At 69.1% G+C, this 15041-nt stretch carries 13 protein-coding genes; 7 read left to right on the forward strand and 6 right to left on the reverse strand.

Annotated features, from left to right (window positions below; translation table 11 throughout):
* Nucleotides 1-38 precede the first annotated feature (38 nt).
* A complete protein-coding gene (locus FK219_RS03605; RefSeq protein ID WP_165638035.1) occupies nucleotides 39-1382 on the reverse strand; it encodes an extracellular solute-binding protein in 1344 nt (447 codons plus the stop codon).
* 293 nt (nucleotides 1383-1675) lie between these two features.
* Between FK219_RS03605 and FK219_RS03610 the strand changes: the two genes are divergently transcribed.
* From FK219_RS03610 to FK219_RS03620, 4 genes are read left to right on the forward strand one after another with little or no spacing between them, the layout of a single operon-like run.
* The gene (locus FK219_RS03610; RefSeq protein ID WP_165638036.1) at nucleotides 1676-2752 is read left to right on the forward strand and encodes a Gfo/Idh/MocA family protein; all 1077 of its coding nucleotides are present in this window, start codon (nucleotides 1676-1678) and stop codon (nucleotides 2750-2752) included.
* A complete protein-coding gene (locus FK219_RS13415) occupies nucleotides 2749-3840 on the forward strand; it encodes a Gfo/Idh/MocA family protein (RefSeq protein ID WP_210416760.1) in 1092 nt (363 codons plus the stop codon). The genes FK219_RS03610 and FK219_RS13415 overlap by 4 nt, the downstream gene beginning before the upstream one ends.
* Nucleotides 3837-4631, forward strand: a complete 795-nt coding sequence (locus FK219_RS13420) for an SDR family NAD(P)-dependent oxidoreductase (protein WP_210416761.1) — start codon at nucleotides 3837-3839, stop codon at nucleotides 4629-4631. Before FK219_RS13415 ends, FK219_RS13420 begins: the two co-directional genes overlap by 4 nt.
* Nucleotides 4628-5533 (forward strand): ROK family protein, encoded by a 906-nt coding sequence (locus tag FK219_RS03620; protein ID WP_165638037.1) that lies wholly within the window; start codon nucleotides 4628-4630, stop codon nucleotides 5531-5533. The genes FK219_RS13420 and FK219_RS03620 overlap by 4 nt, the downstream gene beginning before the upstream one ends.
* Here FK219_RS03620 and FK219_RS03625 read toward each other — a convergent pair.
* Nucleotides 5473-6279, reverse strand: coding sequence for a GntR family transcriptional regulator (locus FK219_RS03625; protein ID WP_165638038.1), 807 nt, complete (start codon nucleotides 6277-6279; stop codon nucleotides 5473-5475). The two genes, FK219_RS03620 and FK219_RS03625, sit on opposite strands and share 61 nt — an antisense overlap.
* Nucleotides 6280-6338: 59 nt before the next feature.
* Here FK219_RS03625 and FK219_RS03630 point away from each other — a divergent pair, with 59 nt between their 5' ends.
* The gene (locus tag FK219_RS03630; RefSeq protein WP_152583073.1) at nucleotides 6339-7133 is read left to right on the forward strand and encodes a sugar isomerase domain-containing protein; all 795 of its coding nucleotides are present in this window, start codon (nucleotides 6339-6341) and stop codon (nucleotides 7131-7133) included.
* On the forward strand, nucleotides 7130-7792 hold the full coding sequence (locus FK219_RS03635; RefSeq protein WP_152583074.1) for a bifunctional 4-hydroxy-2-oxoglutarate aldolase/2-dehydro-3-deoxy-phosphogluconate aldolase: 663 nt from the start codon (nucleotides 7130-7132) through the stop codon (nucleotides 7790-7792). The genes FK219_RS03630 and FK219_RS03635 overlap by 4 nt, the downstream gene beginning before the upstream one ends.
* Nucleotides 7793-7923: 131 nt before the next feature.
* Here the strand turns inward: FK219_RS03635 and lepA are convergent, their stop codons facing one another.
* Complete coding sequence (lepA, locus tag FK219_RS03640; RefSeq protein WP_152583075.1) at nucleotides 7924-9798, reverse strand: translation elongation factor 4; 1875 nt, start codon at nucleotides 9796-9798, stop codon at nucleotides 7924-7926.
* A 238-nt stretch (nucleotides 9799-10036) separates the two neighbouring features.
* On the opposite strand from lepA, the gene rpsT reads away from it, so the two are divergent.
* Nucleotides 10037-10297 carry a 30S ribosomal protein S20 gene (gene rpsT, locus FK219_RS03645; RefSeq protein WP_152583076.1) on the forward strand — a complete coding sequence of 87 codons (261 nt, stop codon included), beginning with the start codon at nucleotides 10037-10039 and terminating at the stop codon, nucleotides 10295-10297.
* A 477-nt stretch (nucleotides 10298-10774) separates the two neighbouring features.
* Here the strand turns inward: rpsT and holA are convergent, their stop codons facing one another.
* The 3 genes from holA to FK219_RS03660 form a co-directional block, all read right to left on the reverse strand.
* On the reverse strand, nucleotides 10775-11806 hold the full coding sequence (gene holA, locus FK219_RS03650; protein ID WP_152583077.1) for a DNA polymerase III subunit delta: 1032 nt from the start codon (nucleotides 11804-11806) through the stop codon (nucleotides 10775-10777).
* A gap of 110 nt (nucleotides 11807-11916) precedes the next feature.
* Nucleotides 11917-14325, reverse strand: coding sequence for a ComEC/Rec2 family competence protein (locus FK219_RS03655; RefSeq protein ID WP_152583078.1), 2409 nt, complete (start codon nucleotides 14323-14325; stop codon nucleotides 11917-11919).
* Nucleotides 14322-15017, reverse strand: coding sequence for a ComEA family DNA-binding protein (locus tag FK219_RS03660; protein WP_328821590.1), 696 nt, complete (start codon nucleotides 15015-15017; stop codon nucleotides 14322-14324). The genes FK219_RS03655 and FK219_RS03660 overlap by 4 nt, the downstream gene beginning before the upstream one ends.
* Nucleotides 15018-15041: the final 24 nt, after the last annotated feature.

Consider the following 15041-nt stretch of genomic DNA (forward strand, 5'->3'; position numbering starts at 1 on the left):
CGCGTTCGCGACCCCCCGCCCGTTGTCGCGAGAGGACATCAGCCGCCCGTGATCGACCGGACGGCTTCGTCGTACGCCGCCTGAGCTTCCTCGGGTGACATACCGCCGATTGTGACTGCCTCCGTGGCCGCCGCGATGGCTGCCGAGACCTGCGGGTATTCCGCAACTCCCGGTCGGATGCCCGCGACGTTGACAAGGTCGTAGAAGAACGGAATCGACGGGTTGTTCTCCGCGATCTCCGGGGTTTCTGCGACGTCGATGCGGGTCGGAACGTCGCCCGTGCCCAGGGCAAGGGCGAGCGAGCTCTCGTAGCTCGTGAGCATCGTGAGCGCCTCGAAGGTCATCTCCTTGTCGGCAGCTCCCGCGCCCATCGCCCACACCCAGCCGCCCGACATGCTCGCGGCATCGCCGCCGTCGCGCGACGGCATCGGGGTCCAGCCGAGCTCGTCGGTCCACTCCGGGTATTCGCCGAAGAGGAACATGAGCCACGACCCGGTGAGGGCGACGCCGACCCTGTCTTCGGTGAACCATCCACCGAACGTCCCCCAGTAGTTGGGGTCGAGTTGATCAGCGTCATCGGCGAGGAGGCCCTTCGAGCGCAGATCGGCCAGCAGCGTCAGCGCGTCGTTGAAGCCTTCGCTTCCGGTGACGAATTCGCCTGCGCTGGGGTCGTAGAAGCTGCTGTCGAGCCCGCCTTCGGTGCCCTGCAGGAGGACCTGGAAGGTCTGGAAGGTCGAACCTTCGGCGTGAACTTCCGCAGTCTGTGCCGCGAACGGAACGATGTCCGGGTGGGCCGCCTGCAAGGTCTCGAGGTCGGCGACGAACTCATCCCAGGTTTCGGGCTGCCAGTCGGTCGGAAGACCAGCCTGTTCGAACAGCGACTTGTCGTACCAGAGACCGATCGTTCCACCGGTGATCGGAATGCCGTACGACGTTCCGTCGAGACCCTTGCCGAGGTCTTGAGTCGTCGGTGAGTACTGCGCGTCCCAGTCCTCCCAGTCGGTGAGATACTCGTCCAGTGGAGCGAGGTAGCCGGCCTCCGCGTGCGCGTTCACCTGGAAGGTGTCGTCGTAGACGATGTCGGGTGCGGTATCGGGCGACCCGAACATGAGGGCGATGCGACTGAAGTAGTCGGCATCCGCTGCGTTGATGGGGACGAGCTCGAGCGTCCAGCCCTCGTTGGCCTCTTCGAATTCGGCCTTGACGGTTTCGATGACATCGGACTTTGCCGTGCTGGGCGGCTGCTCTGGATAGACGACGCGGATGACTTGGTCGCCGCCGCCGGCGTCGGTGCAGCCGCTCAGTGCGAGGGCTGCGACCGACACCGTTGCCACCGCGAGCATGACGCTCCGGGGCCGGTGAGCGAGTTTGCCTCGTTGCATAACTGACTCCTTCTGGTCAGGAAACAGCGCCGTGCCCATCACAGCGCCGTTGGTGCTCTGGACCGCAGGTTCGCGCGGTCAAGTAACACATGTCTATACGAGTTGGATCGACGATGTCAACGGTCTCCCCCCTAGTGATTGCCGCGTGAACCCTGTGTGAACCGCAGATCCAAGCTGTTTCTTGGGACGAATGAGGCAAAACCCCGGTGCACTTGTCTCACTGAGAGCGCGTCCCCTAAGGTTACCTGCACCTAGTCCTATAGATATGTTCCGACTCAATGGAGATTGCAGGAATGAACAACGTGCCCCAGTATCGCGTCGCCGGCGTCGCGTTCGACCACATGCACATCGGAGACCAGCTGCGTGTCGCACAACTGCATCCGCAGGCAGAGGTGACAGGCGTGTTCGACACCGACAAGGCTCGGATGGACGCCGTGTGCGACGACCTCGGCATCGCCACCGAGTTGCGACACCTCGACCTCCAGCAGATGCTCGCGTCGGCCCGGCCCGACATCGTGTTCGTGTGCTCGCCGACCGACCAGCACCTCGAGTACGTCCGCCTGCTCGCTCCGCTCGAGGTCACGATCATCCTCGAGAAGCCGCTCTCGACATCGCACGCCGACGGTCTCGCGATGCACGACGCGATCGCCGGCACCGGCAGCGAGGTGTACGTCAACTGGCCGCTCGAGTGGTATCCCGCTCATCGGATGACCGCGAAAGTCATTGCGGAAGGCCTCATCGGCGACGTCACCGAAGTGCACTACTACGACGGCAACCGCGGCCCGCTCGGCCACGCGCACGGCAAGAAGACGCTCGCACTCGGCGCCACCCCCGAGGAGAAGAACGGCAACTGGTGGTACGACCCGGCCAGCGGCGGTGCGACCTACGACTACCTCGGGTATGGCACCACGCTCGGCACGTGGTTTCGCGACGACGAGCTGCCGTCGCGCGTGACAGCGATGAGCTTCGTTCCCGACGGACTCTTCGTCGACGAGCAGAGCGTCACGATCGCCGAGTTCGCAAGCGGCCTTTCCACCTATCGCACCCGATGGGGCACCTTCACGGATCCGTGGACGACGCAGCCCCAACCTTTCTGCGGCTTCGTGGTCGTGGGCACGGGAGGCACGATCGTGAGCCGCGACTTCGCGACGACGCTCTCGGTGCAGACGCACGAGCGTCCCGACGTGCACGAGATCGACGTCGACGAGTCGACAGAGACGACCAAGAACGCGCTCTCGTACCTCCTCCACTGCCGAGAGACCGGTGTCGCCCCGAGCGGGCCATGCACCCTCGAGACCGCCCTCAAGGGCCAACTCATTGTCGATGCCGCCCGAGCGAGCATGGCGGCCGGAAAGGTGGTCGAGCTATGACCGGAATCCCCGTGCCGACGAGCGACGGCATCCACTATCTGCCCCGCGCTCCGAAGTCGCTCACCACGCCGATCGGTCTCATCGGCTGCGGCGGCATCTCGTTCCAGCACCTCTCGAACTACCGCGACGCCGGGTTCAACGTCGTCGCCCTCGCCGACATCGATCGTGCGAAGGCCGAAGCCCGACGCGATGAGTTCTATCCGGATGCCGATGTCTACGCGAACTATCGCGACCTGCTCGCGCGCGACGACATCGAAGTCGTTGACATCGCGACGCACGTCGACGTTCGCCCGTCGATCGTGCGGGATGCGATTCTCAGCGGGCGGCACGTGCTCTCGCAGAAGCCGTTCGTCGTCGACCTCGACGAAGGGCGCGAGCTCGTCAACCTCGCTGTCGAGCACGGTATGCAGCTCGCCGTCAATCAGAACGGCCGATGGGCACCGCACTTCTCGTTCTTGCGCGAGGCCGTCGCGGCAGGACTCATCGGCGAGGTCACCTCTGCCGACTTCTACGTCTACTGGGACCACGACTCCGACTTCGCCGACAACCCCGCGTTCAACTCGATGGAAGACCTGATTCTGTACGATTTCGGCATCCACTGGTTCGACCTTCTCGCCAATCTGTTCCGCAACCGGCAGGAGGCGACGGGAGTCGTCGCGATGACCGGCTCGCGGCCGGGCCAGAAGATGGCCGTCGCGACGCAGGCGCAAGTGCTCATCCAGTTTCCCGCGGCTCAGGCGACGCTGCTGTTCCGCGGCGCGACGAAGGTGCAGCAGCGCGGCGGCTACGAGGTGCACGGCACCTTGGGATCGCTCTCGCACCTCGGCGAAGCGCTCGGCGGCACCCAGATCGTCTGGTCACGTCCCGGCGAAGAGCCGGAGACGATCACAGTCACGGGAACCTGGTGGCTCAACGGCATGCGCGGCACGATGGGCGAACTGCTGGTCGCGATCGAAGAAGAGCGTGCCCCCGTCAACGCAGCCTCGACCTCGTTGCCCGGTCTCGCGCTCTGCTTCGCCGCACTGCGATCGAGCCGCACCGGCGAGGTCATCGACCCACGGCTGCCCCTGCCCACGGTGCACACGTGACCTCGGTGCAGCCAGCGTCGGTCACGCGTGTCGTCGTGACCGGCGCGACCGGCATAGCTGCTGCGGTCGCGACGGAGCTCGCCTCGCGCGGCGCTCAGGTCTTCGCCATCTCACGCACCGAGTCGTCGCTGGCCGAGCTTGCGGCGAGGGTGCCGCTCGCGGGCTTCGCCGTCGCCGACCTAAGCGACGAGCGCGAGGCTGAGCGCGCATTCTCCACGGCAGACGATGCGCTCGGAGGGCTCGACGGCCTCGTCGCCGTCGCGGGAGGGAGCGGGAGGCGGCTCGGCGACGGACCGCTGCACGAGATTCCGCTCGAGGGCTGGGACCGAACCCTGGGCCTCAACCTCACGACGACCTTCCTCGCCGCGCGAGAGACCATTCGCGCGCTCCTCGCAGGCGGCCGCGGCGGCTCCCTCCTGCTCACGACGAGTGTTCTCGGCTGGTCGCCGTCGCCAGAACACTTCTCGACGCATGCCTACGCGGCCGCGAAAGCAGCGATCGTGGGCCTCACACGGACGCTCGCGGCCCACTACGCCGACGACGGCATCCGGGTCAACGCGATCGCTCCAGGGCTCGTCGAAACGCCGATGGCTGCTCGTGCGGCCCAGGACGCGACGATTCTGAACTTCGCCGCTCGCAAGCAGCCGGTCGCTGCCGGCATTCTCGACGCTCGCGATGTCGCGCGGCTCGCGGTCCCATTGCTCGACGCCGTCAGCGTCACCGGTCAGGTCGTGGCCGTCGACGGCGGATGGAGCGTGTCGGAGGGCCGACCCGTGGTGGCGGCACGATGAGCCTGCTGCTCGGCCTCGACCTCGGAGGCACGAACATCAAGGCGGCGGTGATCGCGGCGACGACCGACGGTATCGAGGTGACCGCCACCTCGACGACTCGGACGCCGACGACGGACGCCGACGACATTCTCCAGGCTCTCGGCGCAGTCGCGACTGGGCACCTCGCGACCGCTCCGGTCTCAGCGGTCGGGATGACCTTCCCGGGTGTCATCGATCCCGACACCGGCATTCCGACCGTCACTCCGAACCTGCCCGGCGACTGGGCGGGGGTGTCGGTCTCACGACGTCTGGGCGAGCTGCTCGGACACCAGGTCGCCGTGCTCAACGATGCACGGGCGTTCACACTCGCCGAGTCAGAGGCCGGAGCCGCGAAGGGCTACGCGCACGTGCTCGCGATCGTTCTCGGCACCGGCATCGGCGGAGGGCTCGTCATCGGTGGGCGGCTGCACGGCGGCCACGACGGCATTGCCGGAGAGTTCGGCCACCAGACCGTCGTCCCCGACGGTCCCCGATGCGGATGCGGCAATCGAGGCTGCATCGAGGCCGTCGCCCGTCCCAGCATCATCGCGGCTTCCGCGGGCGTCGCGACCGCAGAGGAAGCCTTCGAGCTCGCCGCCGCAGGCGAGGATCGCGCCATCCGCGCCGTGAACGAGGCTGTCGAACACCTGGCGATCGGCATCGCGAACGTGCACGCGATCGTGGCACCTGACATCGTCGTCATCGGCGGAGGCGTCGCCCGTGTCGGAGCTGCGCTGCTCGATCCGCTGCGCCGAGCGGTCGCTCGCAGAATTCACCTGACGCCGCCCGAGCACCTTCCGCTCGTCACGAGCCACTTCGGGTCTTACTCAGGAGCAGTGGGTGCCGCCCTCTGGGCCAGGGACGTCGAGCGAGGTGGGCGATGACGCATCTCGTGCACCGGCCTGCGAGCGTTCGCGGTGTCCGCGACGAACACCGCGTCGATGACATACCGGCTCGCGATGTACGCAGTCTCCGTGAACTCGACAGGCTCTCCGCGTTCGTCTTCGACGATGCGACGCTCGACCAGGAGCGGCTCGCTCGTCGAGACGCTGAGCAGTGCCGCCTCGCTCGCACTGGCAAGGCGCGACGAGATCCAGCTGTGGGCCACCACCGGTGCGTGCCCCAGTCCCGTGAGCGCGTCGTGCAGCGATCCCGACTCGAGGTCGGTGCTCAGCACCGAGACGTAGTCCGGCGGGATGACCGCGGTCTCGAGGGCGAGCGGCGTCTCATCAGCGAGTCGCACGCGCTTGATCGCGACGACCTTGTTGCCGTCAGGCAATCTGAGGGCCGCGGTCTCGGGTGGCGAACCTCCGCGCAGCTCAGCGGTAATGAGCCGCGACGACGCCCGCAGTCCGCGTCGTCCCATGTCAGCCGTGAAGCTCATGAGCAGGCCCTCATGGCGGTGCAGGGGGGCCTCTCGCGTGAACGTGCCCGCTCCCTGCCTGCGCACAATGAGGTTCTCGTTGACGAGTTGCTGAATCGCCGAGCGTGCCGTCATGCGGCTCACGGAGAACCGCGCCGCAACCTCCGCGTCAGAGGGCAGTCGCGCACCTGGCGCGGCGTTGAACACCAGCTCGCGCAGCCACTCGGCAATCTCCAGATAGCGCACCGAGCCAGCCGAACGCGCCACGCGACCCTCCGATCCATTCATCCACAGAACCAGACAACCTAATCATGTCGGGAGTACACATGTATACATCTCTTGGCCTGTGGTCGAGAGCGGCCATCGCGCTGCTGGAGGCCCTCATCGAGCGAGAAGGCGACCATCTCGAGACCGCAGCGCAGTGGTCTGCGGAGGCGATCGAGGCAGGCGGCTTCGTGCACTTGTTCGGCACCGGCCACTCGCGAATGGCGCTCGAGGAGATGTTCCCGCGCTACGGTTCGTTCCCGGGCTTCAACCCGATGGCGGAACTGTCAATGACGTTCCATACCCAGGTCGCCGGGAGCAACGGGCAGCGGCAGGCGATGTTCATCGAGCGCATGGAAGGGCTCGGAGAGAAGATTCTCGAAAACTTCTCCTTCGCCCCGACCGATGTCATGGTCATCATCAGCCACGGCGGAACGACCGCTGTGCCGATCGACATCGCCCGTGGTGCCCGCGAGCGAGGGCTGCGCACGATCGTCATCACCTCGGTGCAGCACTCGATGACGGGCACGCCCGGGCACTCCTCCGGCAAGCGACTGCTCGAGTACGGCGACCTCGTGCTCGACCTCGGAACACCGGTCGGCGACGCGCTGGTCACACTCGACGGACTCGACACCCCCGTGGGCCCCGGCTCGACGATCTCGGGCGTCGCGATCATCAACGAGATCAAGGTGCGCACAGCTGAGCTGCTCGTCGCGCGCGGTGTCGACATCCCGGTCATCACCTCGGGGGCGGTCGTCGGCGAGCACCGATCGCGAGAGCTCTTCGAGCGTGCGTACGACGACCATGGCGCGCGCCTCGGTCGAAGCCTCACGAAGCCGGGAGTCGTCGCGCGATGAGGACCGATGTCGGGTTGCGGATCGCCGAGCAGCGACTCGTCGCCGTCATTCGCGCCGACGACTGGCAGCTCGCGGTCTCCGCGGCTGACGCGGTCGTCGAAGGCGGCGTCCGCATCATCGAGGTCACGTGCACAGTGCCGCAGGGCGACCTCGCGATTGCCGAGCTGCGTCGTCGATACAGCAACGGCGTGCTCGTCGGCGCAGGAACCGTGACGACGATCGACGAGGTGAAGCGGGTGGCCGACGCGGGGGCAGAGTTTCTCGTCAGTCCGGGCGGCACGCCACCGCTTCTCACGGCACTTGCTGAAAGCGGACTCCCGTTCGCGGCAGGCGCGCTGACGCCCTCGGAAATAATGACCGCGAACGAGCACGGAGCGGACTTTGTGAAGCTCTTTCCTGCAGACGTGCTCGGCGTCACGTGGCTCCGCGCGTTGCGAGGCCCGTTTCCTCGTGTCGCCTTCATCCCAACTGGGGGGGTCTCACCTGCGACCGTCGGGCCGTGGCTCGACGCCGGCGCCGTCGCCCTCGGCACGGGAAGTGGACTTGTCCCCGCCGCAGCGCTCGTTGCTCGCGACTTTCGGACGATCACCAAGAACGCCACCGAGCTCGTTGCCGCGCGGGACGCGTGGCGATCGGCGGTCAAGGCGCGTTCTACATAAGCGGGAGGTCGATAACATCAAGCTCGACCACCGCAAGGCAACTGCGCTGTCCGTCTCTACTCCGGTTCGCCGATCGAGTTTGTGAACCCAAATTTTCCACCGTAGCTTGCATGCGTATGCCGCGCTGGTGGCTACTTCTTGTCTTTCTTGCTCTCGACGTCGCCGGAGAGCGCCGCGATGAACGCCTCCTGGGGAACCTCGACGCGGCCCACCATCTTCATGCGCTTCTTGCCCTCCTTCTGCTTCTCGAGCAACTTGCGCTTGCGGGTGATGTCACCGCCGTAGCACTTGGCGAGCACGTCCTTGCGCATCGCGCTGATCGACTCGCGCGCGATGATGCGGGCGCCGATCGCGGCCTGGATGGGCACCTCGAACTGCTGCCGAGGGATGAGCTTCTTGAGGCGCTCAGTCATGAGCACGCCGTACGCGTAGGCCTTCTCGCGGTGCACGATCGCGCTGAACGCGTCGACCGCCTCACCCTGCAGCAGGATGTCGACCTTGACGAGGTCGGCCTCCTGGTCGCCGCTCGGCTCGTAGTCGAGGCTCGCATAGCCGGCCGTCTTGCTCTTCAGGTGGTCAAAGAAGTCAAAGACGATCTCACCGAGCGGTATCGAGTACTTGATCTCGACGCGGTCCTCGCCGAGGAACTCCATGCCGATGAGCGCACCGCGGCGGCTCTGGCACAGCTCCATGATCGTGCCCACGTAGTCCTTCGGCGCGAGGATGCCCGCCGCTACCATCGGCTCGGTGACGCTCGCGATCTTCGCCCCCGTCGGGAACTCGCTCGGGTTCGTGACCGTGTACTCCTTGCCGTCCTCCGTGACGACCTCGTAGGTCACGCTCGGCGCCGTCGAGATGAGGTCGATGCCGAACTCGCGCTCGAGGCGCTCCGTGATGATCTCGAGGTGCAGGAGGCCCAGGAACCCGCAGCGGAAGCCGAAACCGAGAGCGACCGAGGTCTCCGGCTCGTAGTTGAGGCTCGCATCCGAGAGCTTGAGCTTGTCGAGCGCCTCGCGCAGCACCGGGTAGTCGCTGCCGTCGATCGGGTACAGACCCGAGAAGACCATGGGCTTCGGATCGGTGTAGCCCGGCAGCGCTTGCGTCGCCGGCTTCTGCGCGTTCGTGATCGTGTCGCCGACCTTCGACAGGCGCACGTCCTTCACGCCCGTGATGAGGTAGCCGACCTCGCCCACGCCGAGGCCCTTGCTGGGCACCGGCTCGGGCGAGCTCACGCCGATCTCCAGCAGCTCGTGCGTCGCGCGCGTCGACATCATCTGGATGCGCTCCCGAGGGCTCAGATGCCCGTCGACCATGCGCACGTACGTGATGACGCCGCGGTACGCGTCGTACACCGAATCGAAGATCATCGCTCGAGCCGGGGCGCTCGCGTCGCCCGTGGGCGGCGGGATGAGGTCGACGACGCGATCGAGCAGTTCGTCGACGCCCTGCCCCGTCTTGCCGCTCACGCGCAGAACGTCGTCGGGCGAGCCGCCGATGAGGCTCGCGAGCTCGCGGGCGTACTTCTCGGGATCCGCCGCGGGCAGGTCGATCTTGTTGAGCACGGGGATGATCGTGAGGTCGTTCTCGAGCGCGAGGTAGAGGTTCGCGAGCGTCTGCGCCTCGATGCCCTGCGCGGCATCCACGAGCAGGATCGCGCCCTCGCACGCCGCCAGACTGCGGCTCACCTCGTACGTGAAGTCGACGTGACCGGGGGTGTCGATCATGTTGAGGGCGTAGGTGACGGGCTTCTCGCCCTCGGCGGGCGACAGGGCCCAGGGCATCCGCACCGCTTGCGATTTGATCGTGATGCCGCGCTCGCGCTCGATGTCCATGCGGTCCAGGTACTGCTCGCGCGCCTGGCGGTCGCTCACGATGCCCGTGATGCCGAGCATGCGGTCGGCGAGCGTCGACTTGCCGTGGTCGATGTGCGCGATGATGCAGAAGTTGCGGATCAGCGTCGGATCGGTCGCGGCAGGGGCGAGGGACGTGGCGGCTCGAGGAGACATTGTGACCCATTCTCCCATGCACGACGGCCCCCACAGACCGCGTGATTGTCGCCCGGCGCCCTGCCCTGGTAATGTTGCCTGTTGGCTTGCGTGTCAGAAAGCCCTCTCTCTTTCGACACGGAACGCGGCTGGGACAGTTCGTCACGGAGCACGCAGCGCGCACCACGCGCTCGAACTCCGCGCAACCCCCACCCCGGCCGCTCACTCACACCGTTCCTCTTACGCAGAAAGTCGACACATGGCGAACATCAAGTCGCAGATCAAGCGCATCAAGACCAACCTCAAGGCTCAGGAGCGCAACCGCGCCGTCAAGAGCGAGCTCAAGACGGCGATCCGTCGCACGCACACCGCGATCGCCTCCGGCGACAAGGCCGCCGCCTCCGAGGCTCTCGTCGTCGCGACGAAGAAGCTCGACAAGGCCGCCAGCAAGGGCGTCATCCACGAGAACCAGGCCGCGAACCGCAAGTCGGCCATCGCCAAGCAGGTCGCCGCGCTCTAGCGTTCTCGCTGCTTCACGCGCGTTCCGCGCCGCACCACAGCACTCGAGGCCCCGCCGCACCCTCCAGGGTCGGCGGGGCCTCGTGCTGTCTGCGACCGGCTCGAGCGGAGCATCCCGCTCCGCCGCCCGGCGCTCTATCTCCACAATTCAGGAGTCGGTGTGCTGCATCAGGGCGTGAGAGCGCTCCACCGGCGTGTCGGCGGGCCCGCGTGGACTCGATCTCCTGAATTGTGGAGAACCAACCGGCGCTCGCTCACGGGCATGTCGACGCTCGCTCCTATCCGGGCACGCCATCTCCACAATTCAGGAGCGCGCCCTCGTCCAGCGCCCTGCGCGGGGCGCTTCGGCGTGTCGAGGAGCCCTGCGGCACCGCAACTCCTGAATTGTGGAGACGGCGCGGCGTGGGCTGACGCCCGGCGCAGGGAGGGTGGGCGGCGGGCGGCGGGCGGGATGCTCGGCTCGGGGCCAGCGCGCGGGCTAGTGGCCCTCGCCGCGGGTCGCGACGACGCGCAGGAGGGTCTCGAGCGCGAACACGGGGTCGCGGCCCGCGCCCTTGACCTGCGCGTCGCACTCGGCGGCGGCGAGGATCGCGCGGCCGAGCCCCGCCTCCTCCCAGCCCTGCAGGTCTCGGCGGGCGCGATCGACCTGCCAGGGTGCGAGGCCCAGCTGCGAGGCGACCTGACCCCCCGATCCGCGTGTGCCGCCGACCTTCGCCATCGTGCGCAGCTTCATCGCGAATGCGGCGACCATCGGAACGGGGTCGGCTCCCGTGTCGAGCGCGTGCCGCAGCAGCCCCAGAGCTTCGCCGTGCCGCCCGGCGATCGCGGCGTCGGCGACCGCGAAGGCGTTCGTCTCCACACGGCCGCCGTAGTACTTCGTGACCGTCTGCTCGGTGATCTCACCCTCGGTGTCGGCCATGAGCTGCTGGCACGCCCCCGCGAGCTCGCCCAGGTCATCGCCGAACGCACTCACGAGCGCGCGCAGAGCGAGCGGCGCGATCGGGCGGCCCGCGTGGCGGAACTCGGCGGCCGCGAAGTCGGCGCGGTCGTTGTCGCGCTTGAGCTCCGCGCAGATGACCTCGATGCCGCCACCGGCACCGCCACGGATGGCGTCGAGCAGCTTCTTGCCGCGCACTCCCCCGCCGTGCCGCAGCAGCACGACGGTGTCGTCGGCCGGCTGCTCGAGGAACGACAGCGCGTCCTCCAGGAATGCGTCGGTGCACTTCTCGACGTTGGCCACGCGGATCAGCCTCGGCTCCCCGAACAGGGAGGGGCTCGCCAGGGTGAGCAGCTCGCCGGGCGCGTAGGTGTCGGCACCCAGGTCGTGCACCTCGAGGCTCGGATCCTGCCCGCGCAGGGCATCCCGCAGCATCGTCGATGCGCGGTCGGCGAGGAACGATTCGGGGCCGGTCACGAGCACAATGGGCGCCGACCTGATCTCGTGCCACGCAATCTGCGGGATGCTCGCCTTCGCCCGCGCGGAGCCTGACGACCTCTTCGTGGCGGCCATCACGCTCCTTCGGCGCTCGAGTTCGGGCAATGCGGGCAGTGCGGGCAGGTACAGGCTGGTACATGCGGGTGCCGCGTGCGGCCCCCTCAGCCTAGCCAGCGCCGCCGACGTCAGCCGCCCGGTCGCGCCCCGCCCCGGGCGTGCTCGCCGGCGACACCGCGTTCCGTCCACACCAACCACGACCCGGGTTGCTCCCCCGGCGCGAGCAGCACGAGCCCGTGCAGGTCGGAGCGCGCCGTGAGTGCCCCCGACGCGACAACGGCGTCGAGCGCCTCGGGCGTCGGGTGGCCGTAGCCGTTGTCCGCGCCGACCCCGATGAGCGCGACCGCAGGCGAGGCGCGCGCATACAGCTCGGCCTCTTGGTCGGCCGCACCGTGGTGCGCGACCGTGATCGCATCGACGGGATGCACGGCACCGAGCAGCGCGCGCTGGCCAGCCGCACCCACATCGCCGAGGGTCAGCAGGCTCGGGCAGCCCGCGCACTGCGGCCCGGGGCGCCACTCCAGGACGATGCTCGCGTCGTTGCCGGGCTCGACCCCGCGGTGGTCGGGTGGCGCGAGCACTCGCCAGGTGTAGCCGCCGAGCGCCCCGACTTCCCCGGCAGCGACCTCGTGCACCGTCGCACCGGCAGCGACGAGCCCCTCGACCACGGCCTCGTCGGCGGGCCGCCCGGTCGGCCCCACCAGAACGCGCTCGGCCATTCCGTGCACGACCTCGACCGCGCCGACGTGGTCGTCATCGAAGTGGGTGAGCACGAGCAGGTCGACGCGCTGGATGCCGAGGGTGTCGAGACAGCGCTGCAAGAGCGCAGCATCCCGCCCCGTATCGATGAGCGCGACCTGGCCGCCGTGCCGCACGAGCAGCGCGTCGCCCTGGCCCACGTCGCACTGCGCGATGCGCCACTCGGCGGGGCGCTGCAGTAGCGCGAGTGCGTGAGCTCCCGCCGTCGCCCCTGCGACGACGACGAGCAGCACGGCGCCCGAGAGCGCCAGCCTCCGGCGCAAGCGCGCCGATCCGAGCCGCGCGGGCACGCCGACAACGAGCAGCCCCACCGTCGTCAGCACCGCGAGAAGCACGGCACCCAGACCGCCCTCCGGCCACGGCAGCACGGCTCCCGGCAGCGAGGAGGCGACGGTCGCGATGCCCGCGATCCACGCGGAGGGCAACCAGGCGACTGCCGCGACGACCGTCGCGAGCGGCGGCACGAGGGGCGCGAGCAGGCACGCGATCATGCCGAGAATCGTCGCGACCGGAGCCGCGGGGGCCGCGAGCACATTGGCGAGCACACCCATGAGCGGCACCTCAGGCGCGAGCAGGATGAGCACCGGCTGGCACACGAGCTGCGCGGCGAGCGGTACGGCGATCCACAGCGCGAGCCCCGCAGGCATCACCGAGCGCAGTCGCTCGGCGAGCGGCCCGGCGAGGACGAGGAGCGCCGCCGTCGCCAGCACCGACAGTACGAAACCGTAGGAGCGCGCGATCCACGGGTCGAGCACGAGGATGCCGAAGACGGCGACGGCGAGTACGGGCAGCCCCTGCGCGGGCCGCCCGCTCGCGAGGGCGAGCAGCACGACGGCGGCCATGACGGCGGCGCGCACGACGCTCGGCTCGGGCGTCACGAGCAGCACGAAGCCGCCGAGCGCCGCGAGCGCGACGCCGATGCGCACGGGCCGCGGCCACCGCAGCAGCGCGCCGACCCCGAGCACGAGGCCGACGACGATCGCGCAGTTCGCCCCCGAGACCGCGGTGAGGTGACTGAGGGCGCTGCGCTTCATCGCGGCGTCGAGCTCGTCCGACACCGCCGACGTGTCGCCGATCGCGAGGCCCGGCAGCAGCGCGGCCCCGTCGCCCGCGAAGGGCTGCATGAGGTCGAGGAAGCGGTCGCGCAGCGCATCCGTCGCACCGAGCAGCGGCGGCGCACCCCGCACCGGCTGCAGCTCGCTGAGCACGCGCGCGAGGGCCACCCGGTCGTCGCCCGGCTCCACCGGGATGAGCCGCACCGCACCCTCGAGCCGCAGGCCGAGCGGCCAGCGCCCCTGCGCCTCGACCCCGAGCAGGCGCACCGGCACGCTCACCGCGTAGGTGACGCCATCACGATCGGTCACGCGCTCCAGGCGGCCATCGACGGATGCTCCGCGCCAGCCCGCCCCGTCCTCGAGCTCCCCGGTCGCGGCACCGGCGACCGTCTGCTCGAGCACGATCACGACCTCGAGCCTCTCCCCTAAGGCCAGCGCGTCACGCACGGGCGCGGGCTCGCGCGACCCCGCCGCAACGCCCACCGCCGCGCCGAGCGCGGCGCTGACGAGCAGCGCGGGCACGACGAGGGATCCGGCGCGGAGCCCGACGGGTGCGCCTGTACGACTGCGCCCACGCCGCTCGAGCACGACCACCCCCAGCGCCCCGAGCGCCGAGACCGTGGCGACCCCGAACCCCACCGCCCCCGCCGACGGCAGCCCGATGAGCACCATGACCACGACCCAGCCGAGCCCCACCGGCACGGCGAGGCGCGCGTCGGTCACACCGTCACCTGGTCACGAAAGCCGTCGAGGGTCTTCTGCCCGATGCCCGAGACGGCGAGCAACTCATCGACCGCGCGAAAGCCCCCGTTGGCGTCGCGCCACGCGATGATGCGGCCCGCGAGCGCGGGACCGATGCCGGGCAGCGTCTCGAGTGCTGCCGCGTCGGCAGTGTTGATGTTGACGAGCCCCGACCCTGTGCCCGCGCCTGCACCGCTCGCGGCGCCCGCACCGGGCGGCGGAACCTCCCCGACCCGCGGCACGTACAGCTGCTCCCCGTCGACGACGACGCGCGCCAGGTTCACCCCGCCCAGGTCGGCCTCGTCGGTAGGCCCGCGTGCGGCAGCGATCGCGTCGACGACGCGGGAGCCCGCGGGCAGCACGACGATGCCGGGCTCGACGACCGCGCCGTGCACGTGCAGCACGAGCCGTGCGGCCTCGGGCGACGGATCGAGGATGCCCGGCTCGCTGGGCGGCTCGAGCACAGCATCCCGGCCAGCCTCGTCAGTCGACCCACCGCCACCGGCACCCGCATCACCCACGGCAACGACCTCACCGCCCGGCGTCACGATCGCCGCGACGACCGCGGCCCCCACCCCGAGCAGGGCGAGCACGACGACTCCCGTGACGGCCGCCCGCACGCGCACGCCGCGCCGGGCCGGTCCGCCGAGCTGCGCGGGGGCGAGGTCACTCACGCACGGAGGCTAGGCGCACCCCCG

This window comes from Microcella pacifica (assembly GCF_009371975.2).
GTDB classification, from domain to species: Bacteria; Actinomycetota; Actinomycetes; order Actinomycetales; family Microbacteriaceae; genus Microcella; species Microcella pacifica.